14 protein-coding genes are annotated in these 21,383 nt (G+C 42.6%); 4 read left to right on the forward strand and 10 right to left on the reverse strand.

Going from position 1 to position 21,383, the window contains the following annotated elements; all coding sequences use genetic code 11:
- Window positions 1-7 precede the first annotated feature (7 nt).
- Window positions 8-3,619, reverse strand: a complete 3,612-nt coding sequence (rpoB, locus tag HMPREF2613_RS08245) for a DNA-directed RNA polymerase subunit beta (protein ID WP_070479990.1) — start codon at window positions 3,617-3,619, stop codon at window positions 8-10.
- A 477-nt stretch (window positions 3,620-4,096) separates the two neighbouring features.
- Between rpoB and HMPREF2613_RS11815 the strand changes: the two genes are divergently transcribed.
- The 3 genes from HMPREF2613_RS11815 (at window position 4,097) to HMPREF2613_RS08255 (ending at window position 9,476) form a co-directional block, all read left to right on the forward strand.
- Window positions 4,097-4,372: a helix-turn-helix domain-containing protein gene (locus tag HMPREF2613_RS11815; protein WP_261673995.1), complete on the forward strand. Its 276-nt coding sequence runs from the start codon at window positions 4,097-4,099 to the stop codon at window positions 4,370-4,372.
- A complete protein-coding gene (locus tag HMPREF2613_RS08250; RefSeq protein WP_261674005.1) occupies window positions 4,369-5,583 on the forward strand; it encodes an AcpB/EbpR/MafR family transcriptional regulator in 1,215 nt (404 codons plus the stop codon). The genes HMPREF2613_RS11815 and HMPREF2613_RS08250 overlap by 4 nt, the downstream gene beginning before the upstream one ends.
- Before the next feature lie 107 nt (window positions 5,584-5,690).
- Window positions 5,691-9,476, forward strand: coding sequence for a pullulanase (locus HMPREF2613_RS08255; RefSeq protein ID WP_070479991.1), 3,786 nt, complete (start codon window positions 5,691-5,693; stop codon window positions 9,474-9,476).
- A 96-nt stretch (window positions 9,477-9,572) separates the two neighbouring features.
- On the opposite strand, the gene HMPREF2613_RS08260 is transcribed toward HMPREF2613_RS08255, so the two are convergent.
- The 9 genes from HMPREF2613_RS08260 to ruvB all read right to left on the reverse strand — a co-directional run bounded on the left by HMPREF2613_RS08260 (window position 9,573) and on the right by ruvB (window position 20,723).
- On the reverse strand, window positions 9,573-10,625 hold the full coding sequence (locus tag HMPREF2613_RS08260; RefSeq protein ID WP_070479992.1) for an LLM class flavin-dependent oxidoreductase: 1,053 nt from the start codon (window positions 10,623-10,625) through the stop codon (window positions 9,573-9,575).
- Window positions 10,626-10,743: 118 nt separating this feature from the next.
- On the reverse strand, window positions 10,744-12,552 hold the full coding sequence (gene glmS, locus HMPREF2613_RS08265; protein WP_070479993.1) for a glutamine--fructose-6-phosphate transaminase (isomerizing): 1,809 nt from the start codon (window positions 12,550-12,552) through the stop codon (window positions 10,744-10,746).
- Window positions 12,553-12,744: 192 nt separating this feature from the next.
- On the reverse strand, window positions 12,745-14,124 hold the full coding sequence (bglA, locus tag HMPREF2613_RS08270; protein WP_070479994.1) for a 6-phospho-beta-glucosidase: 1,380 nt from the start codon (window positions 14,122-14,124) through the stop codon (window positions 12,745-12,747).
- Between the two features lie 98 nt (window positions 14,125-14,222).
- On the reverse strand, window positions 14,223-16,076 hold the full coding sequence (locus HMPREF2613_RS08275; protein ID WP_070479995.1) for a proline--tRNA ligase: 1,854 nt from the start codon (window positions 16,074-16,076) through the stop codon (window positions 14,223-14,225).
- Window positions 16,077-16,088: 12 nt separating this feature from the next.
- Window positions 16,089-17,348 carry an RIP metalloprotease RseP gene (rseP, locus tag HMPREF2613_RS08280; protein WP_070479996.1) on the reverse strand — a complete coding sequence of 420 codons (1,260 nt, stop codon included), beginning with the start codon at window positions 17,346-17,348 and terminating at the stop codon, window positions 16,089-16,091.
- Window positions 17,349-17,369: 21 nt separating this feature from the next.
- The gene (locus HMPREF2613_RS08285) at window positions 17,370-18,173 is read right to left on the reverse strand and encodes a phosphatidate cytidylyltransferase (RefSeq protein ID WP_070479997.1); all 804 of its coding nucleotides are present in this window, start codon (window positions 18,171-18,173) and stop codon (window positions 17,370-17,372) included.
- An 8-nt stretch (window positions 18,174-18,181) separates the two neighbouring features.
- A complete protein-coding gene (locus tag HMPREF2613_RS08290; RefSeq protein WP_070479998.1) occupies window positions 18,182-18,940 on the reverse strand; it encodes an isoprenyl transferase in 759 nt (252 codons plus the stop codon).
- A 231-nt stretch (window positions 18,941-19,171) separates the two neighbouring features.
- Window positions 19,172-19,744 (reverse strand): nucleotidyltransferase family protein, encoded by a 573-nt coding sequence (locus tag HMPREF2613_RS08295; protein WP_070479999.1) that lies wholly within the window; start codon window positions 19,742-19,744, stop codon window positions 19,172-19,174.
- The gene (ruvB, locus tag HMPREF2613_RS08300; RefSeq protein ID WP_004242086.1) at window positions 19,725-20,723 is read right to left on the reverse strand and encodes a Holliday junction branch migration DNA helicase RuvB; all 999 of its coding nucleotides are present in this window, start codon (window positions 20,721-20,723) and stop codon (window positions 19,725-19,727) included. Before ruvB ends, HMPREF2613_RS08295 begins: the two co-directional genes overlap by 20 nt.
- A 133-nt stretch (window positions 20,724-20,856) precedes the next feature.
- Between ruvB and HMPREF2613_RS08305 the strand changes: the two genes are divergently transcribed.
- Window positions 20,857-20,949, forward strand: a complete 93-nt coding sequence (locus HMPREF2613_RS08305) for a type I toxin-antitoxin system Fst family toxin (RefSeq protein ID WP_000969509.1) — start codon at window positions 20,857-20,859, stop codon at window positions 20,947-20,949.
- Window positions 20,950-21,383 lie beyond the last annotated feature (434 nt).

Genomic DNA, 21,383 nt, shown 5'->3' on the forward strand with positions numbered 1-21,383 from the left:
GAACTGCTTATTCTTGTTCAGCAGCTTCTTCTGTTGCTTCCGCTTTTGTTGCTTTTTCAGCTTCTTCAGCTTCAAAGGCTGCTTTAGCCTCTTGGGCTGCTTTTTCGCGGGCTTTTTCAAGGTCATCTACGTGGATGACATCTTCGTCCATTCCTTCATCCAAGTCACGAAGTTCCACTTCTTGGTCATCTTCGTCTAGGACACGCATGTCAAGACCAAGAGATTGCAATTCTTTGACAAGAACTCGGAAGGATTCTGGAACACCTGGTTTTGGAATTGGTTTTCCTTTTGTAATAGCTTCATAAGCTTTCAATCGTCCGTTGATATCGTCAGATTTGTAAGTCAAGATTTCTTGAAGGACATTTGACGCACCGTAGGCTTCTAGAGCCCAAACCTCCATCTCACCGAAACGTTGTCCACCAAACTGAGCTTTACCTCCGAGTGGTTGTTGGGTAACAGTTGAGTAAGGTCCGACAGAACGCGCGTGCAATTTATCATCAACCATGTGGTGGAGTTTAATCATGTACATGACTCCGACAGAAACACGGTTATCAAACGGTTCACCAGTACGTCCATCATAAAGGATTGTCTTGGCATCGCTATCCATACCTGCCTCTTTAACGGTTGACCAAAGATCTTCAGAACTTGCTCCGTCAAAGACTGGTGTTGCGATGTGAATACCAAGAGTACGAGCCGCCATACCAAGGTGGAGCTCCATAACCTGTCCGATATTCATACGTGATGGTACCCCAAGTGGGTTCAACATGATGTCGACTGGAGTTCCGTCTGGAAGGTAAGGCATGTCTTCTACAGGAACGATACGAGAGACAACCCCTTTATTTCCGTGACGTCCGGCCATCTTATCTCCGACCTTGATCTTACGTTTTTGAGCGATGTAGACGCGAACCAGCATATTAACACCTGATTGCAATTCATCTCCATTTGCACGTGTAAAGATCTTAACATCACGAACGACACCATCAGCACCGTGTGGTACACGAAGAGAAGTATCGCGCACTTCACGAGATTTATCTCCAAAGATAGCGTGCAAGAGACGTTCTTCAGCTGAAAGATCTTTCTCACCCTTAGGTGTTACTTTACCTACAAGGATATCGCCTTCTTTAACCTCAGCACCGATACGGATAATACCCATTTCGTCAAGGTCTTTAAGAGCGTCTTCCCCAACGTTTGGAATTTCACGAGTGATTTCTTCAGGCCCAAGCTTTGTATCGCGTGTTTCTGATTCGTATTCTTCAAGGTGGACAGATGTGTAGACATCGTCTTTAACCAAGCGTTCGCTCATGATAACAGCATCCTCGAAGTTGTAACCTTCCCAAGTCATGTAGGCAACGATTGGGTTTTGTCCAAGCGCCATTTCTCCATTTTCCATAGAAGGTCCGTCAGCGATGAAATCGCCTTTTTCAACGACATCGCCAACTTTAACAAGCGTACGTTGGTTGTAAGCAGTACCTGAGTTTGAACGACGGAATTTTTGAATGTGGTAAACGTCCAACGAACCATCTTCACGACGAACTTCTACCTTGTCAGCATCTGCATAGGTAACTTTACCGTCATACTGAGCAATCACAGCAGCTCCTGAGTCGTGGGCTGCTTGGTATTCCATACCAGTACCAACGTAGGGTGCTTTTGGATCAATCAATGGTACAGCCTGACGTTGCATGTTGGCACCCATGAGGGCACGGTTGGAGTCATCGTTTTCCAAGAAAGGAATACATGCTGTCGCAACGGCAACTACCTGTTTTGGAGATACGTCCATGTAGTCAACAACGTTAGCTGGATACTCTTGGTTGACCCCTTGGTGACGTCCCATGACAACTTTTTCAGCAAAGGTTCCATCTTCGTTAAGACGAGAGTTGGCCTGCGCTACAGTGAATTCATCTTCTTCATCGGCTGTCAACCAAACGATTTCGTTTGTAACAACACCTGTTTCACGATCAACCTTACGGTATGGTGTTTGAACAAAACCATACTTGTTCAAGTGCCCGTAAGATGACAAGTTATTGATCAAACCGATGTTAGGTCCTTCAGGTGTCTCGATTGGACACATACGACCATAGTGAGTATAGTGCACGTCACGTACTTCATATCCAGCACGGTCACGTGTCAAACCACCAGGTCCTAAGGCTGACAAACGGCGTTTGTGAGACAACTCAGAAAGCGGGTTGTGTTGGTCCATGAACTGTGACAACTGTGATGAACCAAAGAATTCTTTAACCGCAGCTGTTACCGGACGGATATTGATAATTTGTTGTGGTGTCAAGACTTCGTTATCCTGAACAGACATACGTTCACGGACATTACGTTCCATACGAGAAAGTCCAAGGCGTACTTGGTTAGCAAGCAATTCACCTACCGCACGGATACGACGGTTTCCAAGGTGGTCGATATCATCTACACGACCAAGTCCTTCAGCCAAATTGAGGAAGTAGCTCATTTCAGCAAGGATATCTGCAGGAGTGACGATACGAACCTTGTCATCTGGATTGGCATTACCAATAATAGTTACGACGCGGTCTGGATCAGTTGGAGCAACAACCTTGAATTTTTGAAGAACAACTGGCTCAGTCACAACCGCTGCATCATTTGGAATGTAAACAATCTTGTTCAAGTCGCCATCCAAATGGCTTTCAATGCTTTCAATCACGCTACGAGTCATGATTGTACCAGCTTCTACCAAAATTTCTCCAGTTTCAGGGTCTACCAATGGTTCCGCAATGGTTTGGTTGAGCAAGCGTGTTTTGACATTGAGTTTTTTATTGATTTTGTAACGACCAACTGCTGCCAAGTCATAGCGGCGTGGGTCAAAGAAACGAGCCACAAGCAAGCTACGTGAGCTTTCAGCAGTCTTAGGCTCACCTGGACGAAGGCGTTCGTAAATTTCTTTCAGGGCTTCGTCTGTACGAGAGTCCATTGGATTCTTGTGGATATCTTTTTCAACAGTGTTGCGAACCAATTCGCTGTCGCCGAAGATATCAAAGATTTCATCATCTCCTGAGAAACCAAGGGCACGAACCAAGGTTGTAAATGGAATCTTACGAGTACGGTCGATACGAGTGTAGGCGATGTCTTTTGAGTCGCTTTCAAGCTCCAACCAAGCTCCACGGTTAGGGATAACAGTTGAACCGTAGCCCACTTTACCGTTTTTATCAACTTTATCGTTAAAGTAAACACCTGGTGAGCGGACCAACTGCGAAACGATAATACGTTCACCACCATTGATGATGAAAGTACCCATTTCTGTCATGATTGGGAAATCACCAAAGAAAACTTCTTGGGTCTTGATTTCGCCTGTTTCTTTATTGATCAAGCGGAAGGTTACAAAAATTGGTGCTGAATAGCTAGCATCGTGGATACGAGCTTCTTCTAGCGTGTATTTTGGTTCCTTGATTTCATATCCAACAAATTCCAACTCCATTGTGTCTGTGAAGTTTGAAATTGGCAATACATCTTCAAATACTTCCTTCAGACCGTGGTCTAGGAAATCTTTGAATGAGTCAGTTTGAATTTCAATCAAATTTGGTAAGTCAAGAACTTCTTTGATTCTTGAAAAACTACGACGGGTACGATGTTTCCCGTATTGAACGTCATGTCCTGCCAAGATGATTCTCCTTTGTAAATAAGTTCCAAGCCTTGTCAATCAGGCTTTTCTAATCGTCATATGGTTTTAAAACCCCTATCACCGTGTCCTCTTGATGAATTTTCAGAATCTTTAAGTCTTCGTTACAAGTACTCAAAATCCTGAAAAAAAAGCACAAAAAGAGCAGCTAAATCTGACTTTTTCAGAAGATTTAACTGCTGTGAGCCTTGTCTGGACAATATTTCAGACAAAACCTACGACAAATGATTATTCATATTATACCCTATTTAGCTAGATTTTTCAAGGGGATTGACGAATTTTTGACAAAATCTTTTCCTATAAAAAAATTAAATTCAACGATCGCTTTGCAAACTTCATTTTCAGTTTAGTAGTTCACAAAAATATGGTAAATTACGATTTTCCTATTTTATCATAGGCTGTTTTTTCTTGAATTTACTAGGCTTTTCTTTTAATATATATAAATATATATGGAGGTTTATGATGAATATCTTGCTATCTAAAACTGAACAAGACTTGCTATTCTTACTGGAAGAATTAACCAAACGCCATGATTGGATAGAGATTCCAGTTTTGGCAGAAAATTTGAAATTACCAGTAAAAGAATTGCAAGAACATCTTTCTAGTCTCGAGCAATTATTCCCAAACCTCCTGATTCAGTCAAGAAAAAAAGCATCCAATTACAGTTTGACTTCCAAAATACCTTGGATCCTCGAATTGCAATCTTTGAACAATCTGCAACCTACTCTTTCTTGAACTGTCTGTTTTTCAAAGAGGGACAATCACTTGATCAAATATGTCAGGCACTTTCGATTAATCCAGTGCAGATTGAGGAAATCATCCACCATCTAAACACACTCCTTTCCCAACACTACAATATCAGTATCCAACCTTCCCCTTTGGTCATGGAGGGAGCAGAAGAGGACATCCGCACCTTTTATCTGAACTACTTTAGCCAAAGTTACACCTTTCTTGATTGGCCCTTTCCTTCTATTTCTGAAGAAGCACTCACTCAGCTGATTCAGCTATTTTTAAAGGCACAACAAGTTTCACCCAACCTCAGCAGTCTACGGCAAATCAAGTACACCCTAGCCATCAATCTGGAGCGGTTAAATAAGGGACGTTTCATCGAAAATCCAACTCCGCTCTTAACCAGTCATTATAGCTCCCTCATGCAGATTCCCCAGTTTGAACAAGATATCAAAATGCTGGCTAAAAAGCTCCATTTTGAACCGAAAAAGGAGACATTAGAACAGCTATTTTCAAACCCAGTAAAGTCTCCTCAACTCACAAACAATCCTAACAATGGAGTACTGGGGGATATTCAGCACATTCAAAAATCCTACCGTCTATTGAGCCAAATCCTAGAAGAGCTAGCCAAAGAATTTCACCTACAGATTGAAAATCGAGAAGAATTGATTTGGCTCCTCCACTACACTGCCCAATCTGATTTCTTCCATCTACTCAATGACCAGTCTCTTGACAAACAAAAATCCCAGATTTTAAGCAATTATCAATCAGAATTTCCAAAACTATTTGAAGTAAGTCAACACAAATTCCAATCTTATCTGACTGAAATGGGGCTAGAAAATCACCCAAGTAAGCTACAAGAACTTGTCTACACCTTTTCGATTCAAGGACAGCGAATTTTAGTCCAATTACTTCAAAAACTTCCCAAAATACGAGTTTTAGTCATTAGTCATTTGGATATCCATCACGCACAAAACCTAATCGACACCCTTGCTCACTACGGTAACAACCTCTATCTCTTTGATTCTTGGGAAGAATCTACTATTTCTTTCTCAATTCTCAATCAAATCCCTCACGATATTGTGATCACCACCTTTCCTGTCACTAACTCTCCTAAACCAGTTATCTACAATCGTAACTTCTCTTCTTCAGAATTATTTCATCACCTCCACCTGCTGGCTTCTCAAATTCATAAAGAAAGACTGGCTGAATCGTAACAAAATTTGTTACGATTTTTTCTTTTAGTTTAATTTTAAGAAAACGCTTGCATGTCGTTTTACTAAGTGCTATACTGATAAAGAAATTTATTGATTGGAGAATGATTATGAGAAAAACACCTGCTCAAACTGAGAAAAAAATGGTTTACAGCATCCGTTCCCTCAAGAACGGAACTGGTTCTGTCCTTATCGGCGCAAGCCTTGTTCTGCTTGCTATGGCTACACCAACTATCTCAGCCAAGGAAAATACTACAACCACTAACGCAAGTAATAGTGAAATTACTACTGCCCTTGCCCAACCTCTTACTGATACAGCAGCGAGCACTGGTAAGCAAGAAAGTGATCTTTCTGCACCCGAGAATGCAAACGCTTCCTTAGAGAAAAAAGAAGAAAAACCTGCAACAGATTCAACAACTCCTGCTGCAACTCCCGCCGATTCAGCACCACAAACCGGGAAAGATCGTTCAAATGAGCCAACTACTTCTACGAGTCCAGTAACGACTGAAACTAAGGCAGAAGAGCCAATCGAAGACAACTACTTCCGTATCCATGTCAAAAAACTTCCTGAGGAAAACAAGGATGCTCAAGGACTATGGACTTGGGACGATGTTGAAAAACCTTCTGAAAACTGGCCTAACGGTGCCTTGTCCTTTAAGGATGCCAAAAAAGATGACTACGGCTACTACCTAGATGTCAAATTAAAGGGAGAACAAGCCAAGAAAATCAGCTTCCTCATCAATAATACAGCTGGGAAAAATCTAACCGGCGATAAATCGGTAGAAAAACTGTCACCAAAGATGAATGAGTCTTGGTTGGACCAAGATCACAAGGTTTTCTCTTACGAGCCACAACCTGCAGGAACTATTCGCGTCAACTACTACCGTACAGATGGCAACTATGACAAGAAATCTCTCTGGTACTGGGGAGATGTGAAAAATCCAAGTAGTGGTGAATGGCCTAACGGAACAGACTTTACGGCTACAGGCAAATATGGTCGCTATATTGATATTCCACTCAAAGATGCAGCAAAAGATCTTGGATTTTTATTACTAGACAGAAACAAACAAGGAGACGATGTGAAAATCCGTAAAGAAGATTATAAGTTCACAGATTTGAAAAATCATAGCCAAATTTTCCTAAAAGATGATGACGAAACCATCTACACCAACCCCTACTATGTGCACGATATCCGTATGACAGGAGCCCAACACGTAGGCACTTCTAGCATTGAGAGTAGTTTTTCAACACTTGTCGGTGCTAAAAAAGAAGATATCCTCAAACACTCCAGCATCACTAATCATCTAGGAAACAAAGTAACTATCACTGACGTTACAATCGATGAGGCTGGTAAGAAAGTGACCTACAGCGGAGATTTCTCTGACACAAAACATCCTTATACCGTTAGCTACAACTCTGACAAATTCACTACCAAAACAAGCTGGCGTCTTAAAGATGAGACTTACAGCTATGATGGTAAACTTGGAGCTGACCTCAAAGAAGAAGGAAAACAGGTTGATTTAACTCTATGGTCACCAAGTGCTGATAAGGTTTCTGTTGTTGTCTACGACAAGAATAACCCTGAAAAAGTGGTTGGAACTGTCGCTCTTGAAAAAGGTGAAAAAGGAACCTGGAAACAAACTCTGAATGAAAACTCTGGTCTCGGCATCAGCAATTACACTGGCTACTACTACCACTACCAAATCGAGCGCCAAGGTAAAACTGTTCTTGCACTCGATCCTTACGCTAAATCCCTCGCTGCTTGGAATAGTGACGATGCCAAGATTGACGATGCCCATAAAGTTGCTAAAGCTGCCTTTGTAGATCCAGCTAAACTAGGACCTCAAGACTTGACTTATGGTAAGATTCGCAACTTCAAATCGCGCGAAGATGCTGTCATCTATGAAGCTCATGTGCGTGACTTCACTTCAGATCCTGCCATCGCAAAAGATTTGACTAAGCCATTTGGTACCTTTGAAGCCTTTATCGAAAAACTAGACTATCTCAAAAACTTGGGTGTAACCCACATCCAGCTCCTTCCAGTCTTGTCTTACTACTTTGTCAATGAGTTGAAGAACCACGAACGCTTATCTGACTATGCTTCAAGCAACAGCAACTACAACTGGGGATATGACCCTCAAAACTACTTCTCCTTGACTGGTATGTACTCAAGCGACCCTAAGAATCCAGAGAAACGAATCGCAGAATTTAAAAACCTCATCAACGAAATCCACAAACGTGGCATGGGAGCTATCCTAGATGTCGTTTATAACCACACAGCCAAAGTCGATATCTTTGAAGACCTAGAGCCAAATTACTACCACTTTATGGATGCTGATGGCACACCTCGAACTAGCTTTGGTGGTGGACGCTTGGGGACAACCCACCATATGACCAAACGTCTCCTAGTTGACTCTATCAAATACCTAGTTGATACCTACAAAGTGGATGGATTCCGCTTCGATATGATGGGAGACCATGATGCCGCTTCTATCGAAGAAGCTTACAAGGCTGCACGCGCCCTCAATCCAAACCTCATCATGCTGGGTGAAGGTTGGAGAACCTATGCTGGTGATGAAAATATGCCTACTAGAGCTGCTGACCAAGATTGGATGAAACATACCGATACTGTCGCAGTCTTCTCAGATGACATCCGTAACAACCTCAAGTCTGGTTATCCAAACGAAGGTCAACCTGCCTTTATCACAGGTGGCAAGCGTGATATCAACACTATCTTTAAAAATCTGATTGCTCAGCCAACCAACTTTGAAGCAGATAGTCCTGGAGATGTTATCCAGTACATCGCAGCCCATGATAACTTGACCCTCTTTGACATTATTGCTCAGTCTATCAAAAAAGACCCAAGCAAGGCTGAAAACTATGCTGAAATCCACCGCCGTTTGCGACTTGGAAATCTCATGGTCTTAACAGCTCAAGGAACTCCATTTATCCACTCTGGTCAGGAATACGGACGTACCAAACAATTCCGTGACCCAGCCTACAAGACCTCAGTAGCAGAGGATAAGGTTCCAAACAAATCTCACTTGTTGCGTGATAAAGACGGCAATCCATTCGACTATCCTTACTTCATCCATGACTCTTACGACTCTAGCGATGCCATCAACAAGTTTGACTGGACTAAGGCTACAGATGGCAAAGCTTACCCTGAAAATGTCAAGAGCCGTAACTATATGAAAGGGTTGATTGCCCTTCGTCAATCTACAGATGCCTTCCGACTCAAGAGTCTCCAAGATATCAAAGACCGTGTCCACCTCATCACTGTCCCAGGCCAAAATGGTGTGGAAAAAGAAGATGTAGTGATTGGCTACCAAATCACTGCTCCAAATGGAGATATCTATGCAGTCTTTGTCAATGCGGACGAAAAAGCTCGTGAATTTAACTTAGGAACTCCCTTTGCCCACCTCAGAAATGCTGAAGTTTTAGCAGATGAAAACCAAGCAGGGCCAGTCGGAATTGCCAACCCTCAAGGGCTTGAATGGACTGAAAAAGGCTTGAAATTAAATGCCCTTACAGCCACTGTTCTTCGAATCTCTCAAGGCGGTGCCATCGTTGCCCCAGCTGTGGAAGAAAAACCAGAATTTGATCTTTCTAGCTTAACACAAGAGCAAGGTCAAAATAACGGTCAAGTCAATACTCCAAACCGAGTCGTCAAACCGGAACATCAAAATCCAGCTCCACAGGCTAAACCTGATTCTGCAAAACCAGATGCAAAAGTAGCAGATGCAGATCATAAACCTAGCCAAGCTACAACTGATTCGCAAGCTGAACTACCAAATACAGGAACCAAAAATGATCATAAACTCATGTTTGCAGGAATTAGTCTCCTTGCTCTTCTAGGTCTCGGGTTCTTGCTAAAAAACAAAAAAGAGAACTAAACTAGCCCTCCTATAGAACTATCCCCCAAGCCTTAACGCTCGGGGGATTGATTTTTGCACAATATTTGCCGTCATAATAAACCTGATTAGGATTTTTTATTTAGCCTCTTTCATGGCAAAGTAAGCCCGAACTTTTGGTGCAACTTGAGTGCCAAAAAGTTCGATGGCTCTCAGAACTTGTTCATGTGGCATAGAACCAAGCGGTAGGTGCAACATAAAGCGGTCCAAGCCTAAATCCTCAATCATGCGAATCAATTTTTCTGCTACCTGATCAGGATTACCCACAAACATGGCTCCATTTGGTCCAACTTGCTCCAAATATTGTTCATAACGCAATTCCTGCCAGTGTGGACGGTCTTTGGAAATAGCATCCACTACTTGCTTGGTCGGATGGAAATATTCTTTTACCGCCTGCTCGCCATCCTCAGCAATCCAACCCCAAGAATGGGCTCCGACCTTCAGCTCATGACTGGCATGGCCCGCTTCGCTCCCAATCTCACGATAAGCCTGAATCAACTTTTTAAAATAACGCGGATTGCCACCAATAATAGCATAGACAATCGGTAAGCCTGCCTGAGCAATCTTCACTGTTGATTCGACATGACCACCTGTCGCTATCCACAAGGGCAATTTGCCCTGAACTGGACGAGGATAGACTTCTTTGCCAGCAATCGTTTGAGTCAATCGACCTTGCCAGTCTAGCTTGGTCTGTTCATTGACTAATTGAAGCAAATCTAATTTCTCATCAAAAAGAGCTTCATAGTCTTTCAAATCATGGCCAAACAAGGGAAATGATTCCGTAAAAGAGCCTCTCCCAGCCATAATCTCCGCTCGTCCATTTGACAAAGCGTCGATAGTGGCATACTGTTGAAACAAACGAATAGGGTCCATGCTCGAGAGTATGCTGACTGCACTGGTCAAACGGATTTTATTGGTATTAACTGCCCCAGCAGCCAGAATAATCTCTGGCGCAGATACTGCAAAATCCTCTCGATGGTGCTCGCCAATCCCATACACGTCCAAACCAACCTTGTCAGCCAGTTCAATCTCTGCCACTAACTGGCGAATGCGTTCAGCATGACTGTAAGTCTGTCCAGTCCCTTCAAGATCCGTTGTTTCCCCAAATGTTGAAATTCCCAATTCTACCATGGTGATTCTCCTTCTCTACCTCTGTCCTTCAATTTGAAAAATTATTCTAACACGAATCTTGAGCCCAAGCAACCGATTTGCTCACAAGAAAAAGCCTAGATAACTAGACTTTTTTAGCTTATTCTACCGTTACTGATTTAGCAAGGTTACGTGGTTTGTCCACATCAAGGCCACGGTGAAGTGTTGCAAAGTAAGCGACCAATTGTGTTGGTACGACCATTGAGATTGGTGAGAGGTAAGGGTGTACGTTCGTAAGAACGATATCATCTGTATCTTTAGCAACATTTTCTTCTGCGATAGTGAGAACCTTGGCACCACGGGCTGCGACCTCTTGGATATTTCCACGAGTGTGGTTGGCAAGGACTGGATCTGACAAGAGGGCCAAGACAGGAGTTCCTTCTTCAATCAAGGCAATCGTTCCGTGCTTGAGTTCTCCTGCCGCAAAGCCTTCACACTGGATGTAAGAAATCTCTTTGAGTTTGAGACTGGCTTCCATAGCTACATAGTAATCTTGACCACGTCCGATGTAAAAGGCGTTACGAGTTGTTTCAAGAAGCTCGCGAACCTTGGCTTCAATGGTTTCTTTCTCTGAAAGAGTTGATTCGATAGACTGAGCTACGATTGACAACTCATGAACCAGGTCGAAGGCTTGAGCTTTAGCATTGGCATTTGCTTCTCCGACTGCTTTTGCAAGGAAAGCAAGGGCTGCGATTTGCGCTGTATAGGCCTTTGTTGAGGCTACGGCAATTTCAGGACCCGCATGAAGGAGCATGGTATGGTTGGCTTCACGTGAAAGAGTTGAACCTGGGACATTTGTCACTGTCAAGCTCGGAATCCCCATTTCATTAGCCTTGACCAAAACCTGACGGCTATCTGCTGTTTCACCAGACTGACTGATAAAGATGAAGAGTGGTTTCTTGCTGAGAAGTGGCATACCATAACCCCACTCAGATGAAATTCCAAGTTCAACTGGTGTATCCGTCAATTCTTCCAACATTTTCTTAGAAGCAAATCCTGCATGGTAAGATGTTCCAGCTGCAAGGATGTAGATACGGTCTGCGTCTTGAACAGCCTTAATGATAGCAGGATCAACCACTACTTGACCAGCATCATCCGTGTAGGCTTGAATGAGTTTACGCATAACAGTTGGTTGCTCATCAATTTCCTTAAGCATGTAGTAAGGATAAGTTCCCTTACCGATATCTGACAAGTCAAGTTCTGCAGTATAACTAGCACGTTCACGACTGTTACCATCATAGTCTTGAACTTCCACGCTATCAGCCTGGACGATTACCAACTCTTGGTCATGAATTTCCATGTATTGGTTGGTCTCACGAATCATAGCCATAGCATCTGAGCAGACCATGTTATAGCCTTCCCCAAGACCAATCAAAAGTGGTGATTTATTCTTAGCTACGTAAATTACTTCAGGATCTTGTGAGTCAACCAAGGCAAAAGCATAAGAACCACGGATGATGTGAAGAGCTTTTTTGAAGGCTTCAAGAACTGAGAGACCTTCTTCTTCCGCAAATTTCCCAATCAAGTGAACAGCAATTTCTGTATCTGTTTGCCCCTTAAAGTGGTGTCCCGAAAGGTATTCTTCCTTGATTTCAAGGTAGTTCTCAATCACCCCGTTGTGAACCAAGACAAAACGTTCAGTCTCAGAGCGATGTGGGTGAGCATTGTCTTCAGTTGGTTTCCCGTGAGTTGCCCAACGAGTATGTCCGATACCAGTTGTTCCCTCAACACCAGCTGTCTTGGCAGACAATTCTGCGATACGACCAACCGCCTTAACCAGGTGGTTTTCAGCACCACCTAGGACAAAAATTCCCGCAGAATCATAGCCGCGGTATTCGAGCTTTTCAAGCCCTTGAATCAAAATATCAGTTGCATTTGTGTTTCCAACAACACCAACAATTCCACACATAGTATATACGACACAGACCAGCTGTGCTTTCTCCTTAAAATTGGTATAGTCTGATTTCCCTTTTACAGAATCAGCAAAAACAGTATATACTTGTTTCTTTCACTTGTCAAGAGTAAAAATTGGTATAGTTCAAATCAACTTCCTGAAATCAAAAAAACTCTGACCAATTAGGATAATCAGTCAGAGTCCTTTTTAAAATCCATTATTATCGCTTAACTCCTTGAACCAGTGCCCTGATTTCTTCAGACGACGTTCTTGAGTTGCCAAGTCTAATTCGACCAAACCATAGCGATTTTTATAGCTGTTGAGCCATGACCAACAATCAATAAAGGTCCAGATTAAGTATCCTTTACAGTTAGCTCCATCTTCAATAGCACGGTGAAGTTCGCGAAGATGACCTTTTACAAAGTCAATACGATAATCATCTTGAATCATTCCATTCTCACGGAATTTTTCTTCCCCTTCAACACCCATACCATTCTCTGTCAACATCCACTCAATATTGCCATAATTTTCCTTGATATTTTTGGCAATGTCATAAATCCCTTGTTCATAAATCTCCCAGCCACGATGAGGATTGATTTTACGTCCAGGCATCACATAAGGCTCGTAAAAATGTTCTGGCAAGAGAGGACTCTCTGGATTCTTAGCAAATCGAGGTGCCATAACACGCAAAGGTTGATAGTAGTTAACACCAAGGAAATCCACCGTATTGTCACGAATGAGTTCCAACTCCTCCTCTGTAGCATCAGGCAAGAGACCGTATTCATGTAAGATTTCTACCAACTCCTGTGGATAAGTCCCCAAAACAGACGGATCTAAGAAAGATTGGGCCTGAAAAAGGTCCGCAATCCGAGCTGCCTTGACATCAGCAGGATGCTGGCTACGTGGATAAGCCGGTGTCAAGTTTAAGACAATCCCAATCTTGGAATCAGGCAAGAGTTCATGACAGGCCTTAACCGCCCGACTGCTGGCCAATTGTGTATGATAAGCTACTTTAACGGCTGCCTCTGCATCCACCTTATGTGGATAATGGGCATCGTAAAAATAGCCAAATTCTACTGGAACGATTGGCTCGTTAAAGGTAATCCATTGATCCACTAAATCTCCATAAGTCTCAAAACAAAAACGAGCATAGTCTTCATAAGCTGAAACAGTCGCCTTATTTTCCCAACCATCACCAGCTTCTTGAAGAGCAAAAGGCAAATCAAAATGGTAGAGATTAACTAACAGACGAATCCCCTTAGCCTTAATAGCCTCAAAGACCTTACGATAAAAATCCACACCTTGAGGGTTGACTTTTCCACAGCCTTGTGGAAAAATCCGTGACCACTGAATAGAAGTCCGAAAGGCTGTGTGACCAGTCTCTAACAAAAGCTCGATATCCTGTTCCCAATTTTCATAAAAAGTCGATGTCTTATCTGGACCAATCCCATTATAGTAACGATTTGGCTCCACTTGGTACCAGTAATCCCAGAGATTATCTCCCTTACCGTCACCAGCTACACGCCCTTCTGTCTGCGGCCCAGAAGTGGAGGATCCCCAGACAAAATCCTTTGGAAATCTTAGCATACATTTACCTCTTTATCTAGTCATTTTTCCCATTATACAGAAAAAACAAGGTAAAAACTAGTTACATTTTTTCCTTGTTTTTCTTCTGATTATAGTTTTTATTTCTTGCTGAGGATTTCAAGCGTTTCGAGCACATTATCTGCATGAACTTCGATAGTGTCACCAGTCGCTTTGATTTTAACTTCTACGATACCATCGGCTGCTTTTTTACCAACAGTGATGCGGATTGGCAACCCAATCAAATCGCTATCGCTGAATTTGACTCCGACACGTTCGTTACGGTCATCTGTCAAGACTTCGTAACCAGCTCCCATCAAGCTTGCTTCAAGTTTTTCTGTCAGAGCTTGCGCTTCTTCGTCCTTGACATTGACAGTAATCAAGTGCACATCAAATGGCGCCAATTCTTTAGGGAAGTTGATGCCCCAAGCGTAACGGTATTCACCTTTTGGCGTTTTGTTAACAAAGAGACGAGCGTGTTGCTCCATCACTGCTGAAAGGAGACGGCTGACACCGATACCATAACATCCCATGATAATTGGCACAGCACGGCCATTTTCATCCAAGACATCTGCTCCCATGCTTGCTGAGTAGCGAGTACCGAGTTTGAAGATGTGACCAATTTCGATACCACGCGCAAAGTTAAGAACACCTTGTCCATCTGGTGAAATTTCACCCTCACGAACTTCACGGATATCCACATATTCTGCAGTGAAATCACGACCTGGGTTCACACCAGTCAAGTGGTAGCCATCTTCGTTAGCACCCACAACTGCATTGCGAACATCTTGCACCTTACGGTCTGCGATGATTTTAACATTTTCTGGCAAACCAACTGGGCCAAGTGAACCAAATCCTGCTTGAACAACGTTTGACACTTCTTCTTCGTTAGCAACGTCAAAGAAATCTGCTCCCAAATGGTTTTTCAACTTGACTTCGTTGAGCTGGTCATTCCCAACTAGGAGGGCTGCAACAAGCTCACCATCTGCCATGTAGAAGAGGGTTTTGATCGTTTGTTCTTCTGGAACGTTCAGAAAGGCTGCAACTTCATCGATTGATTTAACATCTGGTGTTGCAACCCGAGTTACTTCTTCTTCAGCGACAACACGGTTGCTTGGTTTGTACTCGTTTGTTGCCATTTCCAAGTTAGCCGCATAGCTAGACTCACTTGAGTAAGCGATGGTATCTTCACCAGAAACCATCCATTTAAGCAATTCTGCCTTGATTTCTTCTTGCACTTCTGCAGGAATTTCGTCAAATGAGGCAACTGACTTGTCCAAGACAACCCAGCGGTCAAGGTCTGTACGGGCAGGTGTAATCGCCATAAATTCTTGGCTGTCCTTACCACCCATAGCTCCACCGTCACCGATGATAGCCTTGAAGTCTAAGCCACTACGAGTGAAAATACGCTCATAGGCAGCCTTGTACTCATCATAAACACTGTCCAAACTATCATAGTTAGCGTGGAAACTGTAAGCATCCTTCATGATAAACTCACGTGTACGAAGAAGTCCATTACGTGGGCGTTTTTCATCACGATACTTAGGTTGGATTTGATAAAGGTTGAGTGGCAATTGCTTGTAAGACTTAACAGAATCACGAACAATAGCTGTAAAGGTTTCTTCGTGAGTTGGACCTAAGATGAAGTCTGATTTTTCACGGTTTTTTAGCTTGTAAAGGTCTTCACCATAAGTTTCGTAACGACCTGATTCGCGCCACAATTCTGCACTAAGAAGGGCAGGAGCCAACATCTCAACGGCACCAATCTTATCAAACTCTTGGCGCATGATATTTTTGGCTTTTTCAATCACACGGTTGGCAAGTGGTAAGTAAGAATAAACACCTGCTGAAACTTGGCGAACATAACCAGCTCGCAACATAAGAGCATGGCTGATAACTTGAGCATCGCTTGGCATTTCGCGAAGCGTTGGGATAGGCATTTTACTTTGTTTCATAATATTCCTCGATTATCTAAAAAAGAGTCGCATAATGTCATTCCAAGTCACAGCAATCATCAAGACAACCATGATGACCACTCCGGCCAAGGTGACATAGGTTTCAATTTCTTGTTTCAATGGTTTGCGGCGGATAGCTTCTAGGATATTGAGCACAATCTTACCACCATCCAATACTGGAATCGGAATAAGATTAAAAATCCCGATATTGATGGAAATAATTGCCAAGAAGTACAAGACATTTTCAATTCCATTTTTAGCAGCATCACTACTTGCCTTAAAGATGGCAACAGGTCCACCTAGCTTGTTCAAATCCGGTTGGAAAATCAGATTTTTCAGAGCCGATAGAATTCGGAGAGCCGAGTCAGCAGCAGTTGTGAAACCACCTACAAACATAGATAGAAAGTCTGACTTAATTCCCGGTTGAACACCTAGAAGGTAACGGCCTTGATTTTCTTCAGGAGTAACAGTGACTTGTTTATCACTGCCCTTTTCAGAAATAGTCACATCCAAGGTCGGGGCCGTCTTATCTTTAGTTTCTGTTTCCACAGCCTGAATCAAGCTTTCCCAGTTGTTAATCTCATGTGAGCCAATCTTGGTAATTTGAGCCGTTTCTGGCACTCCTACCTTAGCCAAAGCCCCTTGGGGCATGACATGGAACTGGTTGGTATCAACATCTCTGACACCACCCTGCATAAAGATTAAAATCCAAAAAACAACGACACCTAAGATAAAGTTGTTCATAGGACCTGCAAAGTTAGTAATCAGTTTCCCCCAGATAGTCGCATTTTGATATTGCACATCCAAAGGAGCAATTCGAACCTCAGTTCCATCTGCTTCCACAACTGTTGCATCGTGATCCACTGCAAATGTTTTTTCTTCTTCCAGAACCAGTCCTTTGATAAAGAGCTTGTCTTCAAAGTCAAATTTGGTCACCTGCATAGGAAGAGACGTTTGATCCAATTTTTTACCTGAGAGATTGATGCGTTTAACCTTACCATCATCAGTAAGCGTCAAACTGACAGGAGTTCCTGTCTTGATTTCAGTTGTATCATCACTCCAACCAGCCATTCGAACATAGCCACCCAGAGGCAAGATGCGAATGGTATAGGCCGTTCCATCCTTGCCAATATGAGCAAAGATCTTGGGGCCCATGCCAATGGCAAATTCACGCACTAGAATTCCTGATTTCTTGGCAAAGTAGAAGTGCCCGAACTCGTGCACCACCACAATAATCCCGAAAACCAGAATAAAGGTTAAAATTCCGAGCATAGTATTTCCTCCGTCTTTTGATTAAAAGAGCCCAAATAGGTGCATGATTGGAAATACAAGCAACATACTATCAAAACGATCCAAAACACCACCATGTCCAGGGATAAATTTCCCAGAATCCTTAATACCAAAGTGACGCTTGATCGAACTTTCTAGTAAATCACCAAATTGTCCAGCAATGCTAAAGAAAATAGCAAAGACTGACATCTTGTAAATTCCATACGGAAGAGCAACTGTATTGTCAACCATCATAAAGATGATGGTTACTAAAATAGCACCTAAAATGCCACCCAAGGCACCCTCAAAGGTTTTATTTGGAGAAACCGTTGGAGCCAGTTTCCGTTTCCCAAAGTTCATCCCAGCAAGATAGGCACCACTGTCGGTAGCCCAGACGATACACAAGGCCAATAGAACCTTATCTAAACCTGCAACGCGAGCATCTAGTAAAGCATTAAATCCAAAGCCTACATAGAAACTCATAGCAAGAGGGAAAACAGCGTCCTCAATCGTATAGGACTTGCTAAAAACGGTCGTTCCTAACATAATTGAAATCAAAACACTATAGGCAACCACATTCCCATCAACTGGCAAAAAAGTCAGGTAATTCTCCAAGGGAATGGTCAAGGCAAAGGTTGCAAAGAGGGTTAAGAGCCCCTCTATCGTCATGGTCTCTAGACCTCTCATCTTCAAAAGTTCATGCATGGCTAGCATGGCTATGATTCCAATTGCTATCTGAAGCAAGAGTCCCCCAATCATTAAAATTGGTAGGAAAATAGCCAGGGCAATCCCTGCAAACAAGGTTCTTTTCTGTAAATCCTGTGTCATATTTCCTCCTAAACTCCTCCAAATCGGCGATGACGACGATTGTAGACAAGAATGGCTTCCTGCAAGGCCGCCTCGTCAAAATCAGGCCACAAGGTGTCCGTAAAATAGAGCTCACTATAGGCTCCCTGCCATGGAAGGAAATTACTCAAACGCAATTCTCCACTAGTACGGATAATTAAGTCTGGGTCTCGTAAGTCCTTAGGCAAATGCTGGGTGAAGAGATAGTTGCCGATCAACTCCTCTGTGATGTCACCTGGGTTGATTTTGGCATCTAAAACATCCTGGGAAATCAACTTCAGCGCCTGTGTAATCTCAGCACGTCCACCATAGTTGAGGGCAAAGTTAAGAATCAATCCTGTGTTGTTCTTAGTCAATTCCTCAGCCTTGGTTAAAGCTTCAAAGGTTTGCTTAGGCAGGCGGTCTGTCTCCCCAATCATTTGAATCTTAACATTATTCGCATGCAGTTCAGGGACATAATGGTCATAAAACTCTACGGGCAAGTTCATGATAAACTTGACCTCCTGATCGGGACGGGTCCAGTTTTCCGTAGAAAAAGCATAGACCGTAATAACCTTAACGCCCAGTTTGTTTGCTGCCTTGGTCACAGTTTGCAATGCTTCCATACCCGCCTTGTGTCCAAAAACTCTCGGTTGCATACGTTTTTTAGCCCAACGGCCATTGCCATCCATGATGATGCCGATATGAGCAGGAACCTGGGTCGGAACTTCTACTTCCACAGCCTTATCTTTCTTAAAAAATCCAAACATGATCTTATTCCTATTCAAAAATCTATCGTTTCATTATACCATATTTCCCTATTTTCTTCTATCACTAAGCTATTTATTCTCAGGCACCAGGCTCAGTTTTCAAAAAAATAAGCCGCCTGATTGGGCGACTCTATTTTTTATAGGGAGATTATTATGAAAAAGTTTTAGGAGTTTAAGTTAAGGTCTTCTTAACTTATGTACTTAGTATACACTTCCTAGCTTAAAGTTTCCTTAAGTATTTTTAAAAATCAAATTTTTCCATTTTTCTTGCCAATTTTTCTTGGATAGACGTGTTTGATAGAGCTTCATTCGGTCTTGATTCTCTAAAAAATGAGGAGTTGGACGAACTTGAAAATTCAAAATATCCTCCAAACCATAAGGTGCATAGAGTTCAAAATCGGATTCTTCATTCAAGCGAAGCCCAACCGCCGTACACCGTTCTGGATACTTACTCATAGCATCACGAGAGCTAGTATAGGGCGCAGTATGAGGACTGTGCTGGTGAATATAGACCTGATTTTTCAATTCCCACTGGTACTGAGGAAAATCCGCTCTCAACTTGTTCTCTAGGGACAAGGTTTCCTCATAAGAAATATCTGGATCAAAGAAAATCACATCAACATCTGTTTCACAGTCAAAAGGTGATTTGTCTGACAAGAGATTCCAGATGAAATTTCTGACAGAACCTGCTGCCAACCACGAGTCTTTCAGACCAAGATCTCGTATGATCGTCAGAATAGCCATCATATCCGGATTTTCTCTGAAAGCTTCTAGAATTTCTTGTTTATTTTTCATTATACTCATACCCCAAATGTTCGTAAGCCTTAGCGGTCGCAACTCGTCCTGAACGAGTTCGCATGATAAAACCTTTTTGAATCAAGTAGGGCTCATACATATCTTCAACTGTCTCACGCTCTTCTGCTATGTTAACAGAAAGAGTTCCTAATCCGACAGGACCACCACCGTACATCTCAATCATGGTCCGAAGGATTTTTTGGTCCACATAGTCCAAACCTTCATGGTCAACATCCAGCATAGTCAAAGCCTTATCGGTAATAAGATCATCGATAACCCCATTCCCCATTATCTGGGCAAAATCGCGCACGCGCTTGAGGAGACGATTGGCAATACGAGGGGTCCCACGACTACGTAAGGCTAACTCAGATGCTGCCTCATGAGTAATTTCCATCTCAAAAATATCTGCCGTCCGCTCGACAATTTCCGTCAAATCAGCATGGGCATAATACTCCATATGACCTGTAATCCCAAAACGTGCCCGTAGCGGATTTGAGAGCATACCAGCCCTAGTCGTCGCACCAATCAAAGTAAAAGGTGGCAACTCCAAATGAACACTGCGACTGCCTTCACCAGCACCAATCATGATATCGATGTAAAAGTCCTCCATGGCACTATAAAGCACCTCTTCCACCGACATAGGCAAGCGATGAATTTCATCAATAAAGAGGACATCCCCAGGCTCTAAGTCATTCAAAATCGCTACCAGATCACCAGCTTTTTCGATAACAGGACCCGACGTCTGCTTGAGATTAACTCCCAGTTCATTGGCAATAACAAAGGCCATAGTCGTCTTCCCCAAACCTGGAGGCCCAAATAAGAGGACATGATCCAGCGCTTCATCCCGCATTTTGGCAGCTTCAATAAAGATTTGGAGCTGGTCCTTGACCTTGTCCTGCCCAATATATTCACGTAAGTACTGAGGACGGAGCGTGCGTTCTACTAACTCCTCATCCCCCATTATCTCATTATCTAAAATTCTACTCATGGCTCTATTATATCAAAAAACCAAGCCACAAACAAAAAAGCCACCTGATTGGGTGACTCCCGATTTTAGCATGTATGTGGTATAATATTTTACGGCACTTCTACACCGCCTGCGAGAGAAGGTGAGATAGCCCATGATGGATACAATACTTAAAACTATCATCGGACCAATTGTGGTCGGTGTCGTTCTTCGCTTAGTCGATAAATGGCTAAACAAGGACAAATAATGTCAAAAAGACCCCAAGCTTAATGTGGAAGTTAGCTTGGGGTCTTTTCTAGCCTATGATATAGACACAATACTTAATTCCCTTTTATTATCCCACAGTTCACAAAATTTGTCAAAACTTTACATCCTCAGCTTCTCAAGCTTTAACCACTTTACAACAAGACTTTCAGGTTTAAGAGAAAGTTAGGGATTCTATCAATTTCATAGAAATTTTGATTTAGTAAACGAAGAGACAATCTTACATGTCACTCCTCATTTAATATGCCACTACTGGACAAGCAAAATCATTATTACAACAGTTCCAGTCCTTCAATTAACAGTCACTTACAATCAAATTGAGTTTGAAGTAGCCGAAGCGACAACAGACCTATTTCTTAGTCATATTTCCTAAAAAAGTCCCTGCCAATTCCCCGACCAAAATCCGAAAAATACCGA

This window comes from Streptococcus sp. HMSC070B10, assembly GCF_001808665.1.
Classification (GTDB): domain Bacteria; phylum Bacillota; class Bacilli; order Lactobacillales; family Streptococcaceae; genus Streptococcus.